Below are 20,897 nucleotides of genomic sequence, written 5' to 3'. Positions count from 1 at the left end.
CGGCGACGGCACAGCCCCAGATGAGTCGGTTGGGGTCCTCTCGCCTCCAGGCGTCCACGCAGGTCTTTAGCGTCGTCGTCTTCCCGGAACCGGCAACCCCTCGAAGTAATCTCACGCCGGGCCCAGAGCAAAGCTCCTGGACCGCCTTCGCCTGCTCGGGGTCAAGCTTCTTCCCGTGGTCGGCGGTGTGCTTGAGAGCGGCCTCGATGTGGCGGGCCGGGGTGCCGCTCCGGGGTCCGCGAACGATGAACTCCACATCCTGGAGCATCTGCCGTTGACTGGCGGCCTGATTTCTGGCGGTGGCGAATCGTTCTTCAATTCGCTCGATGTATTGCTTCTGCTTGGTGTTGCGGCTCTCGGTCTTGATTGGGCCCAGAGAGATGAGCTCAGGGCTCCGAAGCTTCTGCTCCATGAGCTCGCGAACATCCCTAGCCGAAATTCGCCCCGCCGACCGCTCGGCAACGGCCTTCGTGAGCTCGGTCTCGTTCCAGCCGGAGTAGTTCTCGCTGGAGAGCGGAGACGGCCTCCTGGTAAATCTTCTCCTTCCGTTCGGCCCGTTCCTCGGGGGTGAGCTTCTGATGAGGCTTCAAAAGCCGCCCGATGACTGCCTCGGTAACTCCGAACTCGAGCCCCACCTTCTTCCACTCGGCAATGAGTTCCGCTCGCGGCTTCTCGGTCTCCTTGGTGCGGCGGGTCTCTTTGGCGATGAGCTCGGCGTATTTCGCCGATGACGCATCGAGACTTCCGGCCCGAAGGTCCATCACCGCCTCAATCTCGGCTCTCCTCTTGGAAAATTCCTCGATGAGTTTGGATGGAATCCCCGCCAGCTCAAAGCCGATGCTCGAGCCGAGCGGGCGTTGTTCAACCTGGAAGCCGAGCTTCTGCATCTGGTCGGCGAGTGCGGCCCGGGACACGGCTCCTGCGGCCATTTTCACGTGATAAAGAAACGTAGAATCGACTGCCGTGGTCCTCCCGTCCGGGTGAACGGTGAGATTGATGAGGACCGCGTGGGTGTGGAGCTGGGGGTCCAGGGCTCGCGAGGTGCCGTGCTCAAAAAGTCCGAGAAGGAGCGGGGCCTTCACGAGGCTCTGCCCCTGGCTGCCGACACGAGCGTAACCGGCCTTGTCCTCGAGGTACTCGATAGCCTGCTTCACGGCGGCGAGCTGCCCCTTCTGGATGGCCGGCCGAGTTGCTTCGTCGCCAATGGCCCAGGCGACCGAGACAGATTTGGCAGAGAAAATGCGAGGTCGTGCCCGGGATTTCTGCCCTCGTCTCCAGCATTCCGAACGAGCCGTTTAGTCCCGGTCTCCGCATCGAACCCGGCACAGAGTCTTTGAGAACGCGCTCAGCCTGGGCGTTCCCGAAGAGGCCCAATTCCCTGGCGGCGGTCCCTGCCCAACCCGGGAGCGGCTCGCCCCCGAGCGAGTAGTAATTGATGCTCGTCAATTGCAGGTAGTAATCGGGTCCCCCGGAAAGGGCGGCGATGGAAAGCACGAGGGCACCTCTCAAACTTCAAGAGTGTTGAAGCTAGGCCGACGACCTGGTGAGCGAAAGGGAGAGGAGGAGGCGGGACAAACGATAAATGATATCCACTACGTCAACGGGTCAGAATTAAATCATAATTGATGGCGTATTTTGCTCCGCGTCGGGATAATCCGACACGGAAATGCTCGGAAAAAGGCCGCGAGAAGCGGCCTTTTCTCTTGGCGATACGAAAATCAATTTTGGATTTTAAGCTGCTGTTGCAAAGGGATTTGCGATGAAATCTTGCGGAAAATAATCCGATCGTGCAAGAGCCGCTTGCACAAATTCGCGGTCGCTTCCTGCTCGTCTTTTCGTTGTGCGTCCATGGTTTTCTTGCCATCGTCGGGCATGGACGACTCAGAAAAACGTGGGACACGCAGGAGGTGGAATAATCGACGGCGTGATTCAAAGCCGACGCCGAGTTTTCCGGATATGCCCTTCAACGTGGGCAAAGAAATCACCCCGAAGCATCTGGGCTTCCTCCACGTCCATCGCGGAATCCCGGTCTCTGATATCGTGAACCGCTATCCGAACCGTCTGAGTATGGAGCTCGCGTATCTCGGGCTCTCCAACTATTTCAGGGACCGCGAAAAGCTCGACGCGGAACTAAAAGCCGAGTTGAAATTCATCGGCGGGTCCGCGTTGGAAGATAGCTCGTTTAGCCTTTCCTCGCGTGGGCCTGGCCTCTCTCGTCGTGGCTGAGGAGGCGTTTGCGGCGGTCGCTGAAGCCGACCGGAAACGAATCGAAAAAGAGAATTGGAAACCAACGCTCCGCGTTGGCGAGCCTCCGAAGCTGCCAAGCTCTCAGCCATCCCCTCCGGTGAAAATGAGAAGGCTCGCAAATGGTCCGCAAAATCCATCTGGCGAGAGTTCAAGGGCCAGAGCTGAAGGTGAGAATCCGCCTCGAAGAGGCTTGAGCTCTGACCAGTCCACCCGGCTCGTCGAATCTCGTTGACTATCGCACCTCGTTCTATGATTCTTCCATATATGAGGAAGATAGAACATGACGCAGGTGCCCTGACCCCCTTCGGAATCACCAACTCGGGCTGCGGGCTCTCCAGGGAACAGGTCAGCAGAATTCAGGAAATCATCGCCCCTAGCTTCTCCTACCTCGCTCGCCTGAAGGTGAACCTCGAGGAGAGAAAAGGGTTTTACCCGCAGTTTGGTCGCGTGGTCTCAAAGGCCCATGAGGGCCTCGAAGAGCTTTCGATGTTCCTCCGCTACGAGGACATCAGGAGGGAGAACAGCCGAAAGGGTGGGGCTTAATGGGTTCGCGTGAGTTCGTATGGCCGATATCAAGAAGCGAATTTCGACGAAGCAGGCGATGTGGTCCCTCGAGCGGACAGAAAGGATGCAAGCCTTTCTGAGCAAGATGGATACGTGGCTCGCCGATGGCGACTACACCGACAAAGTCAGGTCAGCGACCTCGGAGGCTCACGAGGCAATTTTCAACCTGAATTACCGGCTCAAGCTCGAGGCGGCGATTCAAGCCGACAAGAAATCCCAACGCAGGTAGGCGGGGAAGAGCGGGGTTAGTTCAGGGTTGAATCGTCGAAAGCCCCTCGAGTCGAGCGACGTCGATGAGCCGCTGGTCCGAGCAGACGAAGTGGTCGAGCGGGAACGAGCGGTGAAGGTGAAGGGCGACAGAGAGCTGAATCGCATCGAGGGCCCGAAGTTGCCGACTCATGGCGTGCTTGCCGATGAGGTCCCCGGCGAACTCGTAGTGAGCGTTCAGAACTCGAATGGGCCGGATGGCCCGGCTCTTGATATCGGCAAGAAATCTCTTCCGGAGGTTGCCGTAATCAGAACTCGAAAAGACGCCGGTCCTCACCTTGCCAGCGAAGCCGGAAAGCATCTCAACCGAGGCGAGTCGGGAAATGAAGACCTCCGTGCCTTCCTCGTCCAGGAGCTGCCGCACGAGGGGCGAGCCGACCTCGGCGTGGTAATTCTTCACGAGCGAGCTGGTATCGAAGTAGAGTCGGGCCATCAGAACCGCTCGGCCCGCTCATCCTCGATGATGGCATCGGCCATCGAGCCGGGGATTTTTGAGGTGGCGGCGAGCACTTCCTCGAGCGAGACGGAATCATCACCCTCGCGAGCACAGTATGCCTCGAACTCGAGGTCGATGAGGTCCTCTAGCGTTGGGTTCGTCTCCCGGCCCTTCATGGCCTTCAAGGCGGCGAGCATGACCGCCTCTTCCGAGGGGTACTGACCGTTCTCGATTTTCTCCTCGACCCAACGCTTCAGGTCCGAGGTCAGTGGCAAGTTCATCGATTTGGCTCCGGGTTCTCTTCCGGGTAGCTTACCACGAGTCGCGTATTTTGGGCACGAAGAATGAAGCGAAGTGATGACGTGGTATCGGCTTCGGAGATTGCCTCCTGGGAATGGTGTCCGGAATCGTGGCGGCTCCATGCCATCGGCCACAAGTCAGGTAACCGTGAAGCCCTGGAGCGGGGGACCGAGCACCACACCGAGAAGGCGGTGTTCGAGAAGCGGTCCCGCTCGGCCATCTCCCTCGGTTGGTGGCTAATCGTCCTGGGCGGTCTCGCTGCCCTGGCGTTAGCCTACGCCCTGGTGAGTGCCTGATGGTCACCCTCTACCGTGTTGCCTACCTCCTGCTCCTCCTGGGCGTTGTACTGGTGGTCTTGTCCCGGCGAGGCCGAAAGGCAAAAGGACTCGGCGATGGGCAGACGGTCGCCCTGGATAACGTGACGCTCTTCTCCGAGCGGCTCGGGCTTGTGGGACGACCCGACCGCATCGTGAAGGTGGGAGAGGCGTTCATTCCTGAAGAGTGGAAGAGCTCAAAGAAGGTGAGCCACGGGCACAAGCTCCAGCTTGCGACCTACTTCCTCCTCATCGAGGAGGAGTATGGGGTGCGGCCAGCCCACGGATTCGTCGTCCTGGGCGACGGGTCGAGACACGAGGTCGAAAACACCGAGTCGCTTCGCTCAGAAGCTCTCGCGATAGCCGAGAAGATTCGCGAACACCGGATGAGCATCGGCGAAGAGATACGGGTGCGGCAACCGTTATGGACGTGCCGCGTGTGCGGCCAGAGAGCAGTGTGTGTTCAATCGTCAGTTAAGTCGTAGAACCGAAGGGCTTTACATCGCGTGGCGGGAGGATGGGCATCTTACCGATTGGTGACGGTAGATAAGCTGGCTGATTCGTCAAATGCCGCAAAAGGTTTTCGAAGCCCTCGGATAGTGAAAGGTCGTAATAGGTGGCTCCGGTCAGAATGGTCGGACGTTGTGCCAAATCCTTGCTGTCAAAAACGATGGGTATGAACTTGTCATTATGAAATTCATGTTCATAAAGTGTTCTTGTGATAATTCCGCCTTCCCATTTCACGCCCTTTCCTTTACCAGCCTCTTCTTCACCCTCACATCGTTTACGGTATTTCTCTGTGCAGACGCAGAGCACATAATCAGCCCATCGAATTTGTCGAATCATCCAATCCGGAAGCCCTTCGGGCGGCATACCGGAAATGAAGACATCAACGCTTGCCTCGAACCCATTTTCCCGAAGAGTGTTGGCGAGGCTAACGACTCGCTCTTGATGGGGTGGAGCTTCCCAAGCGTAACTCAGGAAAATCTTATTTTTAATCGCTCCACTCATGGGATTTACCCGTCTTTCCGAAAGGTTGCTTGTCGATTCCGAGAGAGTATCTTCGTTCATAGGTAAAACAAGGCGTGGGCCAGAATTAATAATTTGAGCATTGCGTTTAATGCCGTCAAACGCGGCCACCCTGAGAGCAAGTTGAGCCGTGCAAAGTCCTTCGGATGGGCTAAGCAGAAGAGCAAGAGATGCTACTTCGTCGGATTCCGCATGTCCCAGCTGAACTGGGGGGAGAAGGTCTCTCGAACGTAGTGTGACGCGGACGTCGGCCACAGTCTCATCTGATGGGAGAGGGCACGAAGCGGCGGCTCCGACTAAACGACGAACGGCAGCAAAGAGGCATCGCTCCCAGTCATGAGTACTCTTGCGTGAGTGGGAAGTCGAAAGGAACCGAGTCATCCATTCGCTTAAGGATTGCGTGAGAGATGGGTCGCCACAGTGGCGGGCACCAAGGGCGATACCGAGTAGTGCAACGGCGTCGGTCGTAAAACTCGCCGATGAGCCTGCAACAGTCTCGGGCCTTCCAGAAATCCAATTCAAAGAGTCTTTGAGCACCTCCAAGTGTTTGAAGGCAAAACCCTGTGCGTTCGCCGCGATTCCTAGAGTCGCCACACCTCGGGCTTTCCTGCACCCCGTTCTCAGAGCAACTTGGAGCGGTCCTTCGATAGTCAGAACGCTTTCGGACTCCCCAAGTAACCAGGCAGCAAAGACTTCGTCCAAATCGTTTCGACCCGAAAGCTTCCTCACATCTCTGACAAGGTCTTCTCTGGCGTCCTTCAATAGCCTGTTTTGGGTTTCGGTCATAGAAACCACCTCGTCCAACCAATCCTTCCCAACATCGCGTTGGAATTCCAATTAGGGATGGTTGAGAGTTGACCGAGCTGCCGTGCGATGAGCCCAGAGTAGAGGATGGAAACGGGCATGTCGCAGGGGAAGAAGCCTTGCCAAGAATGGCTAGCGAACGTGAAAACTTGTCTAGACAGATATGTTGTATCGACAAAAGTGGAGTGGCGATGAAGACGCAAGAGTACTGGGAAGGGAATACCGTCGTCGGGTCGTTTTACCTCTCTAAAGCCCGTTAGAGATAGTAGAACTTCATCATGTGACAAGCGAAAGAAAAGACCACGAGTAGGGCCAAAAACACCCTTCATTTTGCGAGTGCGTTTATCTAGAATCCCACCCTGATTTTCATCAAATACAAGATAAGGGTGGTCGGTTACAACGTGAATAAAAGCATACTCGACATCGTATTCACCCATCTCTTCCATAAGAGCTTTGACTGCCAATGTCTCAGCATCACGAAGCGGCTTGAAGGCATGGAAGATAAGGCGAACAGGGTCTCTAGCCCTCCAGTTGATGTCAGCTCTGACCTGATTCACAGCGATACGAAGCGTCGCTAAAAGCTCGTCTCTATAGTCGCGGTAGGCGACAGCTCGAGTGAGGTTAGACACACAGTAGTTGCCATCGCCAGTAAAAACAGTCGTTATTCCAACAACTCTTTCACCAACACCCAGGCGACTATCGCCAATTCTTGCACTTCCAATCCCTATCACCAATTCGTGGGCAATGCCTTGGTCAGCCCTAATGAGCCATGGAGTTCCACCAAGTTTTGCGTATATTGCAAGAGATATGTTGTTTAATGCATATGACAAACTGTACTCATTTAAATTGGCGGTCTCAATCTCAAATTCTTGCGAAGGGATTTGATGAGATAAAAATTCAGCCTTTGAAATGAGGTAGGGATTTGAACCTCCGTAGAGCTCATGGAACTTCTCTTCTGTTTGTACTAGAGCAAGATTCCATCTTGGGCCATTAGGACCTCCACTTTCTAACGCCTGTCGTATAGCTCTCTTGTAAGCCTGTGCCGAATTGTCTTCGGTTACGAAGAATTCGGTGTCCAAGTCCTCAAGGTGGTACTTGCGGAGCAATCCCTTCTCGAATGGATTGGAAGAAGACTTGGAATTCGTTATTCCTTCCTTGAGCTTCCGGATGAATTGCTCAACCTGACCCTTTTTCGATTTTTGACAAATGACGCAAACCTTTGGCCTTGTGATGAAATCGCGTTGTGAATAAGGGCCATGTTTTTCCAAACCGTTATCGACTGGCCAAATGGATGTGCGATTACCTGTAGGGTCAAATACGTAAGTTGCTCCTGGTGCTTTGAGAACGGTAGGGAACTGTAGTTCCGAACTATCTCGAACCTCAAGGAACGAACCAAACGTACAAGTTAGTCCTTGAGCCATCTCGAGATTCTGCTTTGAGATGTACTCCAATACGCGTCTTAACCTCTCGAGCCTTTCAGGTCCTCTGCGTAATTCAGCAAGTCTAGTATCAAGTCGGAATTTAATATCGGGGACAAGCTTTCCGAAAGCGTAACTGAAACACCGCTCCCATGCGTCAGGCCTTGTTTCTATGAATGCTTCCTCAGCAGGAAATTCGGAGATTCCATCGCGAGAATCGGACAGCTTCAAAATCCCTTTGCTGAAGGAGTCGATTCTTCCTATCAACTCACTTTTAGGGAAAATCCTAGGGTCTCTAGTTTCCATCCGTCGCTTGACGTAAAGCCCTCGCGGGTCAAATCCGTCATTAATTAACTCTGAACAATTCCAGCCAATTTGCCTCGTTGATTTGAGGTCAAGTGTTAGGCCAACGAAGGGAGGACTATGGTCCAACTTGAACTCTCGAACGTCAATTTCAAACAAGGGATGAATGGAAATCCACTCAGGGCAGGTGACTCCTGTTGGCATGGACTGCGAAAGCAGTTCATCTTTGATTCCATCAGCCACAAAAAGAATCGGTAGAAAATCAAGTATGGTTCTTTTGTACGACGCAAAGAAATTAATAAGACTGTTTCTGATAATAGTGCAACATAACCAGCGATTATCATGCGAGTAAATCACTTCTGTTTCCCCACCTATGGTTGGGGATTCAAGTGAGAGCGGGACGCAGATGATTCGGTCGGCCTTCTCGCTGAGGTCCCTTTTAAAGACGTGGGTTTTGTAATACCTCGCCCTCAATTCATCCAATTGAAGATTGCTATCGTAATCAAATATCTCGACTTCCAACGGTGAGTTTGCAAAGTAAACGGGTGAGACATTGAGGAGTAATTTGGAACGCATGGCTCTAATAACCTTGAATGCCCAATCAGATTGTAATCCGCTCGATTTCGTCGAGTGTGATTTGGTCGCTCGTCCGGTCGTAGAGCTTGGTGGTCCTGGGGCTTTCGTGAGCCGCTATCTGTTGGGCCTTCTCTATCGTACCACCTGATTCGAGATAGGCCGTTATCCCAGTCGCCCGGAACGTATGGCAGCAAACGCGATTCGGCAAGCCAGCGGCGACCGCCCGCCTCTTAATCATGTCGAGGGCGTTGTTCCTTCGGAGAGGCGACTCGGTAACGTTTTGCGAGCGGCCTGGGATGGAACGGAAAAGCGGCGTCTTCGCATCGCCCGCAATTCCGGCGGCCTCAAGGTATGCGTCGAGATAGCTCTCGGTGTTGTGGTGGGCCGGGACCTCGTGGAACTTGCCGCCCTTCTCGTGGAGCCGGAGCCACCACCGCTTGCCGTTCGAGTAGTAGTCCCCGACCTTCATCCCGACCACGGCCGAGACCCGTGCGAACGAGTAGACCATCGTGGCAATTAGGGCTCGGTCCCTCAAACCCAGGACGGTCGAGGTCTCGATGCTGTCGAGGAGCTTCCGGGCGTCGGCGGTCGAGAGTACATGCGTCTTTCCCTTCCTCACAATGACCTTCGGACCCTTGACCGAGGCCGCCGGATTCGTCGGAAGGATTTGCCCGGTCACGAGGTAATCGAAGAGCATCTTGATGGCGGCCAGGTGCTGTTTGACCGTTTCGTCGGCGAGCCGGGCCCTGGACTCCTTGATGTAGGCGGCGACGGCGATGGGCTCGATGCTCCGGAGCGTGAGCCCGCGGGCCTCGGCCCAGCGAAGGAACTGGCCCACGGCCTGGGCATAGGCGGCCCGGGTGTTGTCGTTGGGGATGTTGGCGGTGAAGAACTCGAAGAAGCGGCGTGAGGCCTGCTCACCCTCGTTGGTGATGAGGGCCGGGACCACCAACGCGTTGGATTGCCTCGGAACCAGCTCACCGCTCATCGGCCCATCCCCTCGGTCTTGAGTCACCCGCGTTCAGCCTGACCCTAAGTCCCGCCGCTTCCCACTCCGAAACCGACGCGAGTCGGCTGAGGACCTTTTCGACAAGAGCGGCCACGGGTCGGAAGCGTTGGGAAAATTCGCCCACCGTCTTCCGCCGCCAAGCTCGCACCTCGGCCTGGCTCTCCTCGAGGAGCTTGACCCGGAGTTGCCTCAGCATCGCGTCGAGGGCCTCCATCCGCTCAGGCCGTCCCTCGGAGCAGGTCTCCTCGAGGAACGTTCGGCAGGTCGCCTCGCACGCGTTGAACTTCAACCACCATCTCGCCTCGTCTTCCATGTTCCTCCCGGGTCGCTGAATGCGTGGATGTTGTACCACGTCGTTCGTAGGTCATAAAGGGCGTTATGACCTACGAAGATGCCCGGAAAGTTTTGCCAACCAACTGACTTGCATCGATTTGTCGGCCCAGGAACAATCAACTCTCAAGTCCATCCCCCCAAGCGAGATTCAATCGATGGTTGATTTCAGCAAGTTGCTAAATGAAGACGAGTCGCCGATTCCGATTGAACCGGGTGAGCTCTTTCAGAGCTTGGTCCGTGAACCTGCTTACGAGTATGTGAGAAGCGTTCAAACGGAAGTCCTCGATGCGTGGTTCGCCCGACGAGACGAGCAGGACGCCGTGATTAAGATGAATACAGGAGCGGGTAAGACCATGGTTGGTCTCCTGATGCTCCAGTCATCCTTGAACGAAGGGGTGAGTCCTGCAATCTATCTTTGTCCAACTAAGCAATTGGTCGAGCAAGTAGTGGCCCAAGCTAAGGGTTGCGGAATACAGACGGTAGAGTTCGGTGCCGACAGAGAAATGCCCCCAGAATTTCTCAACGGAGAAGCAATCCTTGTCACAACATTTCAGAAGCTATTCAACGGCAGGACAGTCTTTGGGATTCCAGGAAGCGGAAGGCAACCGGTCCATCTAGGAGCCGTGTTGATTGATGATGCACATAGTTGTCTCTCAATTGCGAGAGAAACTGTTTCTATCACCCTTGCTGGCGGGAGTTCTGGCTACGAAAGCCTACGAAGCCTGTTTCGTCCAGCTCTAGAAACTCAGTCGATGGGTACTGCAGCTACCATTCTGAACAACGACCCTCGTTACTATATGGCCGTTCCTTATTGGGCATGGATGACAGCACATGCCAGTGTTGCAAGAATCTTAAGTGACTTGAGAGAAACCGAACCTCTTAGGTTCTCTTGGGATTTGATTAAAGATGACCTCGAAATGTCCCATTGCGTGATTGCTGGTCACAAACTTGAAATCACACCTCATATAATACCGATTGAACGAATCCCGAGTTTCACTGAAGCAAAGCGTCGTTTTTTTCTGTCAGCAACCCTCGTAGATGATTCAGTTCTACTCAAAGAGTTTGGGGTTTCGGAATCGGCTGTGAATTCCACTATTAAACCCAAAGCCCGTGGCGATATAGGCGAAAGGATGATTGTTGCTCCACGACTAGTCCACAAAGACCTAACAAGAGACAACGCACTAACGATAGCAAGTGCTATTTCCAAATCTAAGAGGAACGCCGTCGTATTGGTTTCATCGAAAGAACGGTCGAAGTATTGGGAGGACAATGGGGCGATTGTAGCAATGGGTGAATCCGTCGGGCCCATGGTATCGAGACTGCTTGAATCGACGGGAAACTTTGCAGTCCTTGTAAATCGCTACGACGGGATTGATTTGCCAGGCTCTGCATGCCGTTTATTGATAATGGATGGACTTCCGGCGGGCATGTCGCTCTATGAGCAGCATTTAATGAGTGTCTTGCCCAATTCACCGCAACAGCGAGCGAACATGGCTCAGAAGATTGAACAGGGCCTGGGCCGGGGCGTCAGGTCTGGAAGTGACTATTGCGTGGTCTTGTTGACAGGCGTCGACCTGGTGGCGTTCATAACGCGTCGCGAAAATCATGCTTTCCTCTCTCCTGAAACAAGGCGTCAAATCGAGATTGGTCAAGAACTGGCGAAAGTGTCTCAGCAAGAAGTTGGCGTTCCGCAGAAAAGGCTTCAGGATTTGGTCATCCCCTGTATCAACCAAGACGGAAGTTGGAAGCGTTACCATGCCCACAAGATGACAAACTTAGACAAGCCTTTGACCGACGAAGTCAGGCTCAAACTTGCAGCAATGGAACGGGCCGCTGTTGAGAAGTTTCGTTCGGGCTCTGCCCTTGAGGGAGCTTCCATTATTCAGAAAGTGTTGAGCGAACTGAAAATGTCGGAGGGGCCAGACTTTGGATGGTACCTACAATTAGCTGCCAACCTCACTCAAAAGATTGACCCCGCAAGAGCTCAGGAAATGCAGCGGAAGGCTCACGAAGCCAATCGGAACCTTTTCCGCCCCATCGATGGAATCAAGTATCAGAAATTGGCGTCCAAAGCTGGTTTACAGGCAAATCGGGTTTTAGCATGGGTCAGGGGACATACTGACTCCAACGCGATACCTGTCGCGATGGCTGCCATGCTGAGCAACCTGAGTTTCGGAGTAAGCTTTGAGGATTTTGAAAAGGAGTGGGCTCACTTGGCCGATGTTCTTGGATTCGCAGGTCAGAGACCAGAGAAAGAGTTCGGAAATGGTCCAGATATACTTTGGAACATGACAGACGGCTACTACCTCGTCCAAGAAGCCAAGAGTGAAGTTGAACTCAAGCGGAAGACGGTCCATAAGAGTGAGGCCGGACAGCTTTCGGTGAGCGTCAATTGGTTTAAGCAAACCTATGGTGAGGGAACTCCTTTCTCGCCGATTCTTATTCATCCAGCCACAGTTTGCCATGAAGACGCCTTCGCTCCTGAAGGCACTCTAGTCCACGATGGTGATAGCTCGGCTAAACTACATCGGAAACTAACCGAGTTCGCGGCCGCTTTGGCCTCTAAAGCTCCAGAGGCTTGGTCGGTTGAAGAGATTTCGGAACTGCTCTCATCGCATTCACTCACCCCGAGCCGTTTCCGAAAAGGGTTTTTCAAGCCTCTGGAATCTGCTCGCTGACTCTAGCTATCTGGCTGGGGTGTGAAGACGCGAATCAAGCTACGCAACATCGTTGGTTATCTGTTTACCGGAGATAAAGGGAATTATCTCCGGTAAAGGTGGCGGGGTTGAGGTCCCGATGTTCGCGGTGCGTGCTTCGTCGCGGTAGACTCGTCTGCCCCTCGTGTCGGTCGGTCGGGCCAGTCTCAAGGAGGAGGGGTTTAGGCTGGCGACAACGAGCGAGAGCCGATGAAGCAACTAGCGGGTTTCTCAAGGCAAGAAGCGGCCCTGGTCATCGTCACGATGGTCTGGGGCGGGACCTTCCTCGCCGTCCAGCAGGCCCTCACCGTCAGCGGCCCGCTTTTCTTCGTCGGCCTCAAGTTCGCTGCCGCCGCCGCTTTCGTCGCCTTAGCTTCGGTCCGCCTCCTAAAGAAAATGACCCGACGCGAACTCCTCGCGGGCGTCATCATCGGCGTCTCAATCTTCCTCGGCTACGTGCTCCAGACTTACGGCCTGCAAACGATTTCGAGCAGTAAGTCGGCCTTCATCACCGCCCTCTACGTGCCGATGGTCCCGCTCCTGCAATGGGGACTCCTCCGTAAGCCGCCCCGATTGATGAGCTGGGCCGGCATCGGCCTCGCCTTCATGGGCCTTGTGCTCCTGGCCGGGCCTGATGTTGGGCCGATTGGGCTCGGACGGGGCGAGATGCTGACGGTCATCAGTGCAGTCGCCATCGCCGCCGAAATCATCCTCATCGGTCTCTTCGCAGATGACGTGGATAGCCGCCGCGTCACCGTTGTCCAATTGGCGGCGACCGCCGCCATCTCCTTCTCGCTCATGCCTGTCGTCCGAGAGCCGGTCCCGGCCTTCTCCTGGCTCCTAGTGTTGATTGTCGGAAGCCTGGGGCTCGCCAGTGCGGCCATCCAACTTGCGATGAACTGGGCCCAGAAGTCGGTGTCACCGACGAGGGCAACGGTGATTTACGCGAGCGAGCCCGTGTGGGCAGGAGTGGTCGGCTACCTGGCTGGCGAACGGCTACCCGCCTTGGCGTTGCTCGGAGCCGCCCTGATTGTGGCAGGAGTCATCGTCAGCGAGTGGAAGTTAGTACCCAAAAACAAGGTGACATAAAGGGCATTCTCGGACGCCCTGAGCGAGCCCTAATCTCACCGAGCACGCTTGTCCGTGGGATAGAATACGGAAGAACGACTCGGTTTCATCCGAGCGGGAAATGCCAGAGGCCTGCCATCCCCGGGGGGGGAAGATGGCAGGCCTCTAACACTTCGAAGAGCGTGCGTCACCGGCCCTGTTGCTGCCGCCGGTCGTGCTGGATGGCGGGTCGGTTCAACACCTGGTTCGAAATTGCCTTCTGCTGGGTATTGCGGCGATTGGCCTCGAAGCGTTGGGCCACCTCGGGCCGGAGCTGCAAAGGGACCATTTGCCCCCGGTGGGGCGGTCGCTCCCCCGCATGCCCTTCGATTCGAGTGAAGGGATGCCGCACCTGGTGACGCTTGGCCGCCTCGAGGTTGTCAAAGCTCCTCACCACACGGCCTTGGGCCGCCCCGTTGGGGGCACACTTCTCGATATAGACCAGAGCGAACCATTTCGTCTGCCCGGGGGGGCGGTCCTCCGCCCGCTGGGTGGGGGTGCTTCGGGCTTTCTGCTGCTTCGGAGCGGCATCCCGCTTGAGCGAGCGGGGGCCGCGTTTGGCGGCTTGCTGAATCCTCGTTGTCAGGCCGAGCGGTTGATTGATGACCCTCCGAATGTTGCGGAGTTCCTCCGCCGGGCCGGTGGCGAGCCGGACCCGGCGGCCATCGGGGTTGATGCGATTGAGGCCGTAAACCTTGCGAATCGTCCCGGCCCGATGGTCCCTGACGCGGTAGAGCGAGATGCTCACCTGCCCATGTCTAACCTCACGCACGAACTCCGCGGTGGGCCTCAACGGCAGGCGGCCCATCGCCCGGGCGTTAACCCGGGCGGTACGTCGGGCCTCGATGCTCGCTACTTTGCGGCCCATGGCGTCGGCCACCGAGGCGGCCTTCGTGGCGACCTTGGTCGCCACGGCCTGACATTTTCGGGCCAGCCTGGCGATGGCCTCGAACGGTTTCTCAATCATTCGGGCAGCTCCCCATTTATCGTCAGCTTCTTCGCGAAGCGAACGATGGCGTTGTCCGTCAGCACGACCCGAAGGAAAACGACCCAGCAGGCGGCGATGATGGTTGACCAGAGAAAAGCCGTGGCTCGCTCGTCCACAGGGCCGAACATGGCCCTGAGTACCAGCCAAGGCATGGCGATAAGTCCCATGCCCAGCACCATGAGGATGAGTTTCATGAATGCGAAGACGACAAGGTGCGTCGCGACCACCCAATAGCCCCGGTAGAAGGCGGCGAGCACGATGACCAGGGCCACGGCCCCGGCGAGGAGCAGCAGCGGGTCTTTTGCGGTCAAGTCCGTGACGGACGCAATGAGGTCGCTCATCGATGTGTTCTCTTCGGTGTCAACTGGGGTAGGAGGGCCAGGGTCAAATCATCAATTGCTGTTATCTTCTTCGTTGATGAAGAGGCTCGACAGGAACCGCGTGAGCAGGTTGTCCCGGGTGAGGATTGGATTGATGACGAGCATCGAGGCGGTGACGATGACGGCCCCGATGAAGTTCCCGGCACGATTCCGCTCCTCCCCGAACAAGGCCAGCCAGAACAGGCCGAACGCGATAAATCCCGCCCCTACGAGGGCGAGCCCGTAGGCACAAAGGAGGATGCGAACGACGGCATTGGCCACGTGCCTCCAGCCACCCTGGTAGAGGACGGCCAGGATGAGGGCTAGAGACCCGGCAGCCAGGAGCAGGACAAACGGGTTATCCGCGGGCAGGGACTCGAACACCGTGGTGGCGGCAATCATCGTGAGCTACTCCTCTTCGGTTGCGAGTTGGGAATCGTCCTGCGGCTTCACTCCGGAGTTCAGGAAGAATTCGCGTTCCCACTCCTCCAGGGGTTCGAGGGTGTATGCCGCTTCGGGCTTCAGCGACCGGGCGTAGGAGACGAACTCCCCCGGCTCATGGACGTGGCGAGCAATCCATTCCGGGGACAGCCAAAACCGCCAGCGGATGGGCATAGGGAATCCGGTCACCGGGCTGATGAGCCGAGAGAGCGGCACGCTCGCATATCCGTACATGCCGAACTCGTAGGTACCGACCGGCAGGTCGCCGATGTCCGACTGCGTGACCCGTTCAAGGTCAAATCGCTCAATGTTCACGCTTTGAGTCACCGACCAGTTGGAGCTTCCGTTCGGCCCGCCGGTACCCCCCGTCTGGCGGCTCGTGCCCCGCTTCTCCTCGAACCCCCGCTCCTTCCCGAGTCGCCTCGCGAAGTAAGCCTGGCCGGGGCCGTCGTTATGCCGGAAGGCCACGATGATGTGGCACTGACCGAGCAGGGTCTCAGCCTGCTTTTCGCCGAAAACGGCCTCAACCTGGGCGGGCGTCTGCATGGCAAGGCAGCTACGGACGTCGCTGGAGCGGCCAAACTCGAGCACCTTCTGGATGATGGCCATCTTCTGGCCGCCACCGGCCGAGAGCTGCGGGAACTCATCGAGGTAGAGCAGCGTCTCGACGCCGATTTTTCCGCGAATGAGCAGCTCGTGGCCGATGAGTTCGAGCTGCACCGCGTTCCACGGCTCGATGGTCGTGTTGTAGCGGGGGTCGCTGCCCCACACCCAGATGATGCCCGGAGTATTGGCCGCCTCCTCGGTGGAAAACCGGCGGTCCTCGGGGGTCGATTCGATGAGCGAAGCGACGAGGTCCAGCCCTTTGAGCTCGGCGATGAGGGTCGCGTGGATGTTCGCGGCGGTCACCCCCTGCTCCGACGAGAGCAAGGACACCAGGTGGGCGGTCTTCTCGCACCGCCCGAGCACCTTGATGCAGAGCTCCAAGTCTCGCAGGATGAGCCCGACGTGCCGCACCGTCCAAAGACCCGGGTGCGTCGTGGCGAGCGACTGCACCACGCCGCGGAGCATGAGCTGGGCGGTCTTCTTGAAGAACGGATTGCTCTCACGAGCGTCGTCCTTGATGACCACCGCCGAGAGCTCATCAATCCGGGGCAAGTTGGTCAGGTTACCCGCACAATCCCAAGACCAGGAATCGGCGATAAACGGGTTGGTGGCCCGCACCGAGAAGCCGAGCGGTTCGTAGCGGGCCTTCAGAAGCGGGTAGAAATCATCCGGTTTTGTAGTGAACGCATGAACATTAAACGGGCGACCGGACGCAATGAGGGCGTCGATGTGGCTCGTCATCTGGGCCTTAAAGGCCGTGGTCTTGCCCGTGCCCATGCCGCCGGAATAGACCATCGCAAACTCGGCGAGCCTCAGGGGGACCGGCACGCCAGCGATGAGCAGCGAGTTCCTCTCCAGCCAATCCTCAGACGGGCGGCCCCTTAAGGCACGCCCCGCGTGAGACCTTTGGGTCAGGAGCGGACCCGCGAGCAAAGACAATATGTCTCTTAAGTGCTTCATTGTTCACGCTCCCAAAACTCTGCAATGAGGTCATCGAGGTGGCGTTCGGCCTCGTCCTGGGAGAACACTCCCGTGGGGCCGAGTTGGGGAGCAGGCGGCGGGGGCGGCTCTGAGATGAACCAGAATTCCTGGTACACCTCCCAGCCAGCGGCACCGACGACGAAGAGGAGGGGCACGCCCGCGACGACGATGAGCACCGACCCATAACCGCCGAGAAGAATGAGGCACAGGGCCGGGATGACCCCGATGTATGTCGCCTTGGCCGCCCCGCGAAAGGCGGCCTCGGCGACGGCCCTCGGCTCGAGGTCCGGCAACCGCCGGGACTCGAGCGGCGTGGGGGTTACGACTGGGCTTCGCCCTGGCCCGTGTCCGTGTCCGGGAGCGGGGACGATTTGGGCTTGTTGCGTGACCCCTTGGGCCGACCCTTGGGCTTTTTCGGCTGGGGCTTCGTCCGGGCCTGGTTGTCGGCCTGGTGCGAACTCGACGCGTCGGGCAAGGCTTCGACCTGGCCCGACCCGCCCTGCGGCCCAGAGACGGGCATGGGCCGCGAGATGGTCGAGCCCATGGAAGGGCGTTGCATTACCTCCCGCCGGGCTTCGGGGTCTGTCGGGAACAGGTGGGTAGGCGTTGCGACCAGGGCGGCCAGCCCTTCGCGATAGGCCAGTGCGGCGGCGGCCACGACCTGGTCACCACCTTCGAACTTCTTGGAGAACTCGGCGACCTGGTTCAGCGTCTCGAGATTCGCCTCGGCCACCTCGGCGAGGTCCTTCAAAGCCGACGAGGCCCGCTGCTCGGCAATCACGCCCTGGTCGAGGTCGAAAATCGCCTCGTGGGCCTGCTTCCTGTTCTGGATGAGCAGGGAGAGCCATTTCCACGCCATCGATGGAACTCCTGATACGGGGTAAATCATGGTGGGATAGGGCCTAGGCTCCGTTTCGCGATGCGCAGCATCGCACCACAACCGCCGAGCGGCTTTCTCGATGGGTGTTTGCTGGTTGAAGTCCAGGCGGGCGTAGGGCCTCTGCCCTCGCGGATTAATTGTGGATTAAAATTCCACAGAAACAATAGCCTGGTTCAGATTTTCTTGGCGGGGCGTCCCGGCTTGCGGTCTGGGAGCTCAAATGAGTCGCATTCGACTTCCGAAAACACTGGCTTCCCGTTCGGTCCAAGAGCACCAATTTGGATATTCGGGTTCAAGAACCATCGCTTGAGTTGAGTTTCATGCAGGCGGATGCCGTGGGACTGGGAAATTCTCTGGGCCGCTTGGTACGTGTTGAGTGTCCTCTCTTCGCTCGGCGGCCTGAGTTCCTCGGCAATCTCCATGATTCGTTCGGCCGCAGGTTTCGCCCTATCCGGATGTGCTCGGCCGAACTCGGTGAACTGCGAGAAGACTAGGGCCTGCCGTTCTTCCGGCGTGAACTTGGTCTCCGTCGTCATCGGGGGAGCCAACATGACGCCTTCCGGCCTCGTCAGGCTGGCCAGCGTCGTCTCCACCCACGGGATTCCCGCAACGACGTCGAGCGATTCGTTGGGAATTGCGGGAGACAAGCCTCTCAGAAGGTTTTTGAGTTGCTGCTTCTCTTTGTCGTGCTGGATTTTGTCTTCTGGTACCACTGGCAATATTTCAAACGGGATGTACTCCAGCACGATACCATCAAAACCTATTGATTCGGAAAACTTCATTTTAAAATGAGGTTCGAGCATAATATTTCCGATATCTTCTTCGGAATTCAGATTGGCTATCACGCCGTAGGTGATTTTCAACTCTTCGTTACTTTCGGCATTCTTCGAGTTCGCAGACTCAACGGCATCATCCGCACGGAGTGGTTCTTTCTCCTTGCTCAGGTGTGTGTCCGGCGGTTTCTTTCTGCCCATTGAGCACCACTCCCCCTCTCCTACGTCTTCTCGCTGTATCCCTAAGACCCACCTGGACCTTCAGACCCCGCAGGGTTCTGAGTCCATTCACTCCCTTGCGGCAGCACCTCCATTTTATGCCAGAATTATTCCCTTTCTGGCATTTCCCATGGTCTGCACCTATCTCAGTTGTGGTCCTCCGGGTGGCCTGCCGGTCCACGCGAAAGCTTAAAAGCGTCATGGCTTTAACGCCTTGATGCCATCTGGCTTCAACGCCTTAAAGACTAGACGGATTGTGTCTCTGTTCAACGATGGTCGTAAACTACTGCCTTGACACCAGATTAAATGCCAGAATTATTCCTTTTCTGGCTTTCTGGCATTTCCCTTGGCCTTCCAATAGTACTCAAGAGCTCGGTCCACCAAGTCGCTGAACTGGCACTGCTCCTTCCACGACCAGTCGCGGTAGGTGGCCGCGAGGTCTGACCGCAATCGGAGCGAGACCTTCTCACGCTCGACCATGGCGGCTGGGGTCTTGCTGCCCGGCGGCCTCCCCCTCCTCGCCTCCTGCTTCTTCAGCGGAGCGGCTCGCTTCGGTGTCGCCGCTGGTGGCTCGGCGAGGTCCACGACCTGGGCGGGGGCAAATTGAGCCCCTTCAACCTGTCGCTGGGCCTCGGGTGGCCCGGGGGTCTCCACCGGCTTGGGCATCTCCACCGCTCGGCTCTCGGCGACCGTCTCCTCTTCGGGGGCGTTGGCTGCTGCCTCGTTCCTCGAGATGATATTCCCGAGGACTCCCCCGATTCCCTTTACTTGCTTTTGAGCCACGGCAGTTCCTCTCCCAATTTCTTGACCACGACTCCGTAATCCTCAAGGGCGGTCGAACGCTTAAGCTTCAACATCCCCCCCCCTGCCGCCGCTTCCACGAGGTCCACGTCCTGCCGAATCTGACCGAGGACCGGATAAATCTGCTTCACCTCCTCGATGACCTGCTGAGTGATGGCTCGACGCGAGTTCGCCTCGGTGAGGATGACCCCGACGATTTTGAGCTGCTTGTTGACGTACTCCTTGAGGACCCGGACCACCTCCGTCAGGTGGCCAACAGCACGGAGCTCAAACCCCCCAGCCTTCATCGGGACGATGATGCCCTCGGCTGAGGTAAAGCAGTTTGTCGCGAGCACGGCGAGAGACGGCGGGCAGTCGATGATGACCAGCGTGTCTTTCGGCAGGTCCGTTTTCTCGAGACAGGTTTTCAGCATGTACTCGCGGGCGGTCTCGGCGAGGAGTTCGGTCTCTGCCTTCGCGAGGTCAATGCTCGATGGGGTGATGGAAAGATTCTCCGCGAGCTCAACTACCGGGAGAGGTCCCCTGCTCTTCAGGGCTTGGTAGAGGACTCCTTCGGTGTCCTCATATCCGAAGGACTCGGTGAGATTCGCCTGAGGGTCCATGTCTACGAGGTGGACCCTTTTCCCCTGCCGACTGAGGAGCACTCCCAATACAGCCGTTGAGGTTGTCTTGGCAACTCCCCCCTTTTGATTCCCAACCGCAAGTATGTGCATCCCCAAAATCCTCCAATAATTCTCCGTAAGTGACTGTAGCGAAACGTAGAAAAATTCTTCCTTTCTGGCAATGCCAGAATTATTCCTTTTCTGGCATTCTTCCAAAGCAAGAATTCTGGCTTTCTTCCTTATCTTCCTTTCTTGCCTTTCAGGCTTTTTCAAATGAATTCTGGCTTTCTTCCTTTTCAAGAATTCTGGCATTTCAGGCAGGCCATTTCGGAGACCGAGTGGAGCGGGGCAGGGGAGGGGGCCGATGCTGACTGGTAGTTGCTGTTTGGCCACAGAGCGGGCAAAGCAGCTTGGCTCCAATCATCCGATAAGGCGGGCTACTCTGATGGCAGAGAACCAGGACGCTCAGGCAGGCAAAGCTCGGAAGCGGCAACCGGCCAAAGCATCGGTCCGTGTCGCCACAAAGAAGCTCAAATCAACTATCCACCTGACCCCGGAAGCGTCTCAGCGGCTTGATATCCACGTGGCGATGATGGGTCCAGGCTTTGACCGCTCGAGCCTCATCGAGAATCTCATCAACACCCACCTTCGTCGCTACGTGGTCTCCGACCGGGGCGGAGCAGCGTCGGACACTGACGAGTTGGCGGCGGCGGGGTAGGGCGGTCGCCATCTCAAAAGAGGGCTTTGGAGCTTCCCTGAGCCCCGTGGTGGCTTTGCTTGCCCGGACCCAAGGGAAGAGGTGGCCAAGCCGGAGACTCGGCGTCCTGGGTCATCCTGGACTGCC

General features: G+C 57.0%; 25 protein-coding genes. 8 read left to right on the top strand and 17 right to left on the bottom strand.

Annotated features, from left to right (window positions below; translation table 11 throughout):
• Positions 1 to 428: 428 nt before the first annotated feature.
• Together mobF and TA3x_RS29245 are read right to left on the bottom strand one after the other, a co-directional pair.
• On the bottom strand, positions 429 to 1,241 hold the full coding sequence (gene mobF, locus TA3x_RS29250) for a MobF family relaxase (protein ID WP_435022769.1): 813 nt from the start codon (positions 1,239 to 1,241) through the stop codon (positions 429 to 431).
• A 477-nt stretch (positions 1,242 to 1,718) separates the two neighbouring features.
• Positions 1,719 to 1,976 carry a hypothetical protein gene (locus tag TA3x_RS29245; protein WP_435022749.1) on the bottom strand — a complete coding sequence of 86 codons (258 nt, stop codon included), beginning with the start codon at positions 1,974 to 1,976 and terminating at the stop codon, positions 1,719 to 1,721.
• On the opposite strand from TA3x_RS29245, the gene TA3x_RS29240 reads away from it, so the two are divergent.
• The 3 genes from TA3x_RS29240 to TA3x_RS29230 all read left to right on the top strand — a co-directional run bounded on the left by TA3x_RS29240 (position 1,969) and on the right by TA3x_RS29230 (position 3,040).
• The gene (locus TA3x_RS29240; RefSeq protein WP_435022747.1) at positions 1,969 to 2,226 is read left to right on the top strand and encodes a hypothetical protein; all 258 of its coding nucleotides are present in this window, start codon (positions 1,969 to 1,971) and stop codon (positions 2,224 to 2,226) included. The genes TA3x_RS29245 and TA3x_RS29240 overlap by 8 nt on opposite strands.
• A 285-nt stretch (positions 2,227 to 2,511) precedes the next feature.
• Positions 2,512 to 2,790 carry a hypothetical protein gene (locus TA3x_RS29235; protein ID WP_435022745.1) on the top strand — a complete coding sequence of 93 codons (279 nt, stop codon included), beginning with the start codon at positions 2,512 to 2,514 and terminating at the stop codon, positions 2,788 to 2,790.
• 19 nt (positions 2,791 to 2,809) lie between these two features.
• Entirely contained in the window at positions 2,810 to 3,040 is a 231-nt protein-coding gene (locus TA3x_RS29230) for a hypothetical protein (RefSeq protein ID WP_435022743.1), read from the top strand.
• 21 nt (positions 3,041 to 3,061) lie between these two features.
• Here the strand turns inward: TA3x_RS29230 and TA3x_RS29225 are convergent, their stop codons facing one another.
• Complete coding sequence (locus TA3x_RS29225; protein ID WP_435022741.1) at positions 3,062 to 3,511, bottom strand: type II toxin-antitoxin system VapC family toxin; 450 nt, start codon at positions 3,509 to 3,511, stop codon at positions 3,062 to 3,064.
• Positions 3,511 to 3,795 carry a hypothetical protein gene (locus TA3x_RS29220; protein ID WP_435022739.1) on the bottom strand — a complete coding sequence of 95 codons (285 nt, stop codon included), beginning with the start codon at positions 3,793 to 3,795 and terminating at the stop codon, positions 3,511 to 3,513. The genes TA3x_RS29225 and TA3x_RS29220 overlap by 1 nt, the downstream gene beginning before the upstream one ends.
• An 81-nt stretch (positions 3,796 to 3,876) precedes the next feature.
• Here TA3x_RS29220 and TA3x_RS29215 point away from each other — a divergent pair, with 81 nt between their 5' ends.
• Complete coding sequence (locus tag TA3x_RS29215; protein WP_435022738.1) at positions 3,877 to 4,110, top strand: hypothetical protein; 234 nt, start codon at positions 3,877 to 3,879, stop codon at positions 4,108 to 4,110.
• Complete coding sequence (gene cas4 / locus TA3x_RS29210) at positions 4,110 to 4,613, top strand: CRISPR-associated protein Cas4 (RefSeq protein WP_435022736.1); 504 nt, start codon at positions 4,110 to 4,112, stop codon at positions 4,611 to 4,613. Before TA3x_RS29215 ends, cas4 begins: the two co-directional genes overlap by 1 nt.
• Here the strand turns inward: cas4 and TA3x_RS29205 are convergent.
• From TA3x_RS29205 to TA3x_RS29190, 4 genes are read right to left on the bottom strand one after another with little or no spacing between them, the layout of a single operon-like run.
• A complete protein-coding gene (locus TA3x_RS29205; RefSeq protein ID WP_435022734.1) occupies positions 4,603 to 5,943 on the bottom strand; it encodes an SEFIR domain-containing protein in 1,341 nt (446 codons plus the stop codon). The genes cas4 and TA3x_RS29205 overlap by 11 nt on opposite strands.
• Positions 5,940 to 8,258: an argonaute/piwi family protein gene (locus tag TA3x_RS29200; protein ID WP_435022732.1), complete on the bottom strand. Its 2,319-nt coding sequence runs from the start codon at positions 8,256 to 8,258 to the stop codon at positions 5,940 to 5,942. Before TA3x_RS29200 ends, TA3x_RS29205 begins: the two co-directional genes overlap by 4 nt.
• 25 nt (positions 8,259 to 8,283) lie before the next feature.
• The gene (locus TA3x_RS29195) at positions 8,284 to 9,246 is read right to left on the bottom strand and encodes a tyrosine-type recombinase/integrase (RefSeq protein WP_435022730.1); all 963 of its coding nucleotides are present in this window, start codon (positions 9,244 to 9,246) and stop codon (positions 8,284 to 8,286) included.
• A complete protein-coding gene (locus TA3x_RS29190) occupies positions 9,236 to 9,580 on the bottom strand; it encodes a hypothetical protein (protein ID WP_435022728.1) in 345 nt (114 codons plus the stop codon). The genes TA3x_RS29195 and TA3x_RS29190 overlap by 11 nt, the downstream gene beginning before the upstream one ends.
• A gap of 175 nt (positions 9,581 to 9,755) precedes the next feature.
• On the opposite strand from TA3x_RS29190, the gene TA3x_RS29185 reads away from it, so the two are divergent.
• Positions 9,756 to 12,278, top strand: a complete 2,523-nt coding sequence (locus TA3x_RS29185; protein ID WP_435022726.1) for a DEAD/DEAH box helicase — start codon at positions 9,756 to 9,758, stop codon at positions 12,276 to 12,278.
• Between the two features lie 228 nt (positions 12,279 to 12,506).
• On the top strand, positions 12,507 to 13,385 hold the full coding sequence (locus tag TA3x_RS29180; RefSeq protein WP_435022724.1) for a DMT family transporter: 879 nt from the start codon (positions 12,507 to 12,509) through the stop codon (positions 13,383 to 13,385).
• A gap of 166 nt (positions 13,386 to 13,551) precedes the next feature.
• Here TA3x_RS29180 and TA3x_RS29175 read toward each other — a convergent pair whose 3' ends face one another.
• The 9 genes from TA3x_RS29175 to TA3x_RS29135 all read right to left on the bottom strand — a co-directional run bounded on the left by TA3x_RS29175 (position 13,552) and on the right by TA3x_RS29135 (position 20,365).
• The gene (locus TA3x_RS29175; RefSeq protein WP_435022722.1) at positions 13,552 to 14,370 is read right to left on the bottom strand and encodes a hypothetical protein; all 819 of its coding nucleotides are present in this window, start codon (positions 14,368 to 14,370) and stop codon (positions 13,552 to 13,554) included.
• On the bottom strand, positions 14,367 to 14,732 hold the full coding sequence (locus tag TA3x_RS29170; RefSeq protein ID WP_435022720.1) for a hypothetical protein: 366 nt from the start codon (positions 14,730 to 14,732) through the stop codon (positions 14,367 to 14,369). The genes TA3x_RS29175 and TA3x_RS29170 overlap by 4 nt, the downstream gene beginning before the upstream one ends.
• Before the next feature lie 51 nt (positions 14,733 to 14,783).
• Positions 14,784 to 15,152, bottom strand: a complete 369-nt coding sequence (locus TA3x_RS29165; protein ID WP_435022718.1) for a hypothetical protein — start codon at positions 15,150 to 15,152, stop codon at positions 14,784 to 14,786.
• A gap of 6 nt (positions 15,153 to 15,158) precedes the next feature.
• Positions 15,159 to 16,592 carry a type IV secretory system conjugative DNA transfer family protein gene (locus TA3x_RS29160; RefSeq protein WP_435022717.1) on the bottom strand — a complete coding sequence of 478 codons (1,434 nt, stop codon included), beginning with the start codon at positions 16,590 to 16,592 and terminating at the stop codon, positions 15,159 to 15,161.
• A 161-nt stretch (positions 16,593 to 16,753) separates the two neighbouring features.
• Positions 16,754 to 17,071 carry a hypothetical protein gene (locus TA3x_RS29155; protein WP_435022715.1) on the bottom strand — a complete coding sequence of 106 codons (318 nt, stop codon included), beginning with the start codon at positions 17,069 to 17,071 and terminating at the stop codon, positions 16,754 to 16,756.
• A 26-nt stretch (positions 17,072 to 17,097) separates the two neighbouring features.
• Positions 17,098 to 17,637 (bottom strand): hypothetical protein, encoded by a 540-nt coding sequence (locus TA3x_RS29150; protein WP_435022713.1) that lies wholly within the window; start codon positions 17,635 to 17,637, stop codon positions 17,098 to 17,100.
• Positions 17,638 to 17,831: 194 nt separating this feature from the next.
• Positions 17,832 to 18,632 carry a hypothetical protein gene (locus tag TA3x_RS29145; protein ID WP_435022711.1) on the bottom strand — a complete coding sequence of 267 codons (801 nt, stop codon included), beginning with the start codon at positions 18,630 to 18,632 and terminating at the stop codon, positions 17,832 to 17,834.
• A gap of 333 nt (positions 18,633 to 18,965) precedes the next feature.
• On the bottom strand, positions 18,966 to 19,433 hold the full coding sequence (locus TA3x_RS29140; protein ID WP_435022709.1) for a hypothetical protein: 468 nt from the start codon (positions 19,431 to 19,433) through the stop codon (positions 18,966 to 18,968).
• Positions 19,415 to 20,365 (bottom strand): ParA family protein, encoded by a 951-nt coding sequence (locus tag TA3x_RS29135; protein ID WP_435022707.1) that lies wholly within the window; start codon positions 20,363 to 20,365, stop codon positions 19,415 to 19,417. Before TA3x_RS29135 ends, TA3x_RS29140 begins: the two co-directional genes overlap by 19 nt.
• A gap of 133 nt (positions 20,366 to 20,498) precedes the next feature.
• On the opposite strand from TA3x_RS29135, the gene TA3x_RS29130 reads away from it, so the two are divergent.
• A complete protein-coding gene (locus TA3x_RS29130) occupies positions 20,499 to 20,771 on the top strand; it encodes a hypothetical protein (RefSeq protein ID WP_435022705.1) in 273 nt (90 codons plus the stop codon).
• The last annotated feature ends 126 nt before the right edge of the window (positions 20,772 to 20,897 follow it).

It is taken from the genome of Tundrisphaera macrotermitis (assembly GCF_051175315.1).
Lineage (GTDB): Bacteria > Planctomycetota > Planctomycetia > Isosphaerales > Isosphaeraceae > Tundrisphaera.
This window is presented reverse-complemented; position numbering and strand designations above follow the sequence as displayed.

Excerpts from the sequence above, each read along its gene's own strand:
- TA3x_RS29220 (WP_435022739.1), bottom strand. The coding sequence starts at position 3,795 with ATGAACTTGCCACTGACCTCGGACCTGAAGCGTTGGGTCGAGGAGAAA.
- TA3x_RS29175 (WP_435022722.1), bottom strand. The coding sequence starts at position 14,370 with ATGATTGAGAAACCGTTCGAGGCCATCGCCAGGCTGGCCCGAAAATGT.
- TA3x_RS29200 (WP_435022732.1), bottom strand. The coding sequence starts at position 8,258 with ATGCGTTCCAAATTACTCCTCAATGTCTCACCCGTTTACTTTGCAAAC.
- TA3x_RS29230 (WP_435022743.1), top strand. The coding sequence starts at position 2,810 with ATGGCCGATATCAAGAAGCGAATTTCGACGAAGCAGGCGATGTGGTCC.
- TA3x_RS29135 (WP_435022707.1), bottom strand. The coding sequence starts at position 20,365 with ATGCCAGAATTCTTGAAAAGGAAGAAAGCCAGAATTCATTTGAAAAAG.
- TA3x_RS29185 (WP_435022726.1), top strand. The coding sequence starts at position 9,756 with ATGGTTGATTTCAGCAAGTTGCTAAATGAAGACGAGTCGCCGATTCCG.
- TA3x_RS29205 (WP_435022734.1), bottom strand. The coding sequence starts at position 5,943 with ATGACCGAAACCCAAAACAGGCTATTGAAGGACGCCAGAGAAGACCTT.
- TA3x_RS29130 (WP_435022705.1), top strand. The coding sequence starts at position 20,499 with ATGGCAGAGAACCAGGACGCTCAGGCAGGCAAAGCTCGGAAGCGGCAA.
- TA3x_RS29235 (WP_435022745.1), top strand. The coding sequence starts at position 2,512 with ATGAGGAAGATAGAACATGACGCAGGTGCCCTGACCCCCTTCGGAATC.
- TA3x_RS29150 (WP_435022713.1), bottom strand. The coding sequence starts at position 17,637 with ATGGCGTGGAAATGGCTCTCCCTGCTCATCCAGAACAGGAAGCAGGCC.
- cas4 (WP_435022736.1), top strand. The coding sequence starts at position 4,110 with ATGGTCACCCTCTACCGTGTTGCCTACCTCCTGCTCCTCCTGGGCGTT.
- TA3x_RS29145 (WP_435022711.1), bottom strand. The coding sequence starts at position 18,632 with ATGGGCAGAAAGAAACCGCCGGACACACACCTGAGCAAGGAGAAAGAA.
- TA3x_RS29165 (WP_435022718.1), bottom strand. The coding sequence starts at position 15,152 with ATGATTGCCGCCACCACGGTGTTCGAGTCCCTGCCCGCGGATAACCCG.
- TA3x_RS29195 (WP_435022730.1), bottom strand. The coding sequence starts at position 9,246 with ATGAGCGGTGAGCTGGTTCCGAGGCAATCCAACGCGTTGGTGGTCCCG.
- TA3x_RS29170 (WP_435022720.1), bottom strand. The coding sequence starts at position 14,732 with ATGAGCGACCTCATTGCGTCCGTCACGGACTTGACCGCAAAAGACCCG.
- TA3x_RS29180 (WP_435022724.1), top strand. The coding sequence starts at position 12,507 with ATGAAGCAACTAGCGGGTTTCTCAAGGCAAGAAGCGGCCCTGGTCATC.
- TA3x_RS29190 (WP_435022728.1), bottom strand. The coding sequence starts at position 9,580 with ATGGAAGACGAGGCGAGATGGTGGTTGAAGTTCAACGCGTGCGAGGCG.
- TA3x_RS29225 (WP_435022741.1), bottom strand. The coding sequence starts at position 3,511 with ATGGCCCGACTCTACTTCGATACCAGCTCGCTCGTGAAGAATTACCAC.
- TA3x_RS29160 (WP_435022717.1), bottom strand. The coding sequence starts at position 16,592 with ATGGTCTATTCCGGCGGCATGGGCACGGGCAAGACCACGGCCTTTAAG.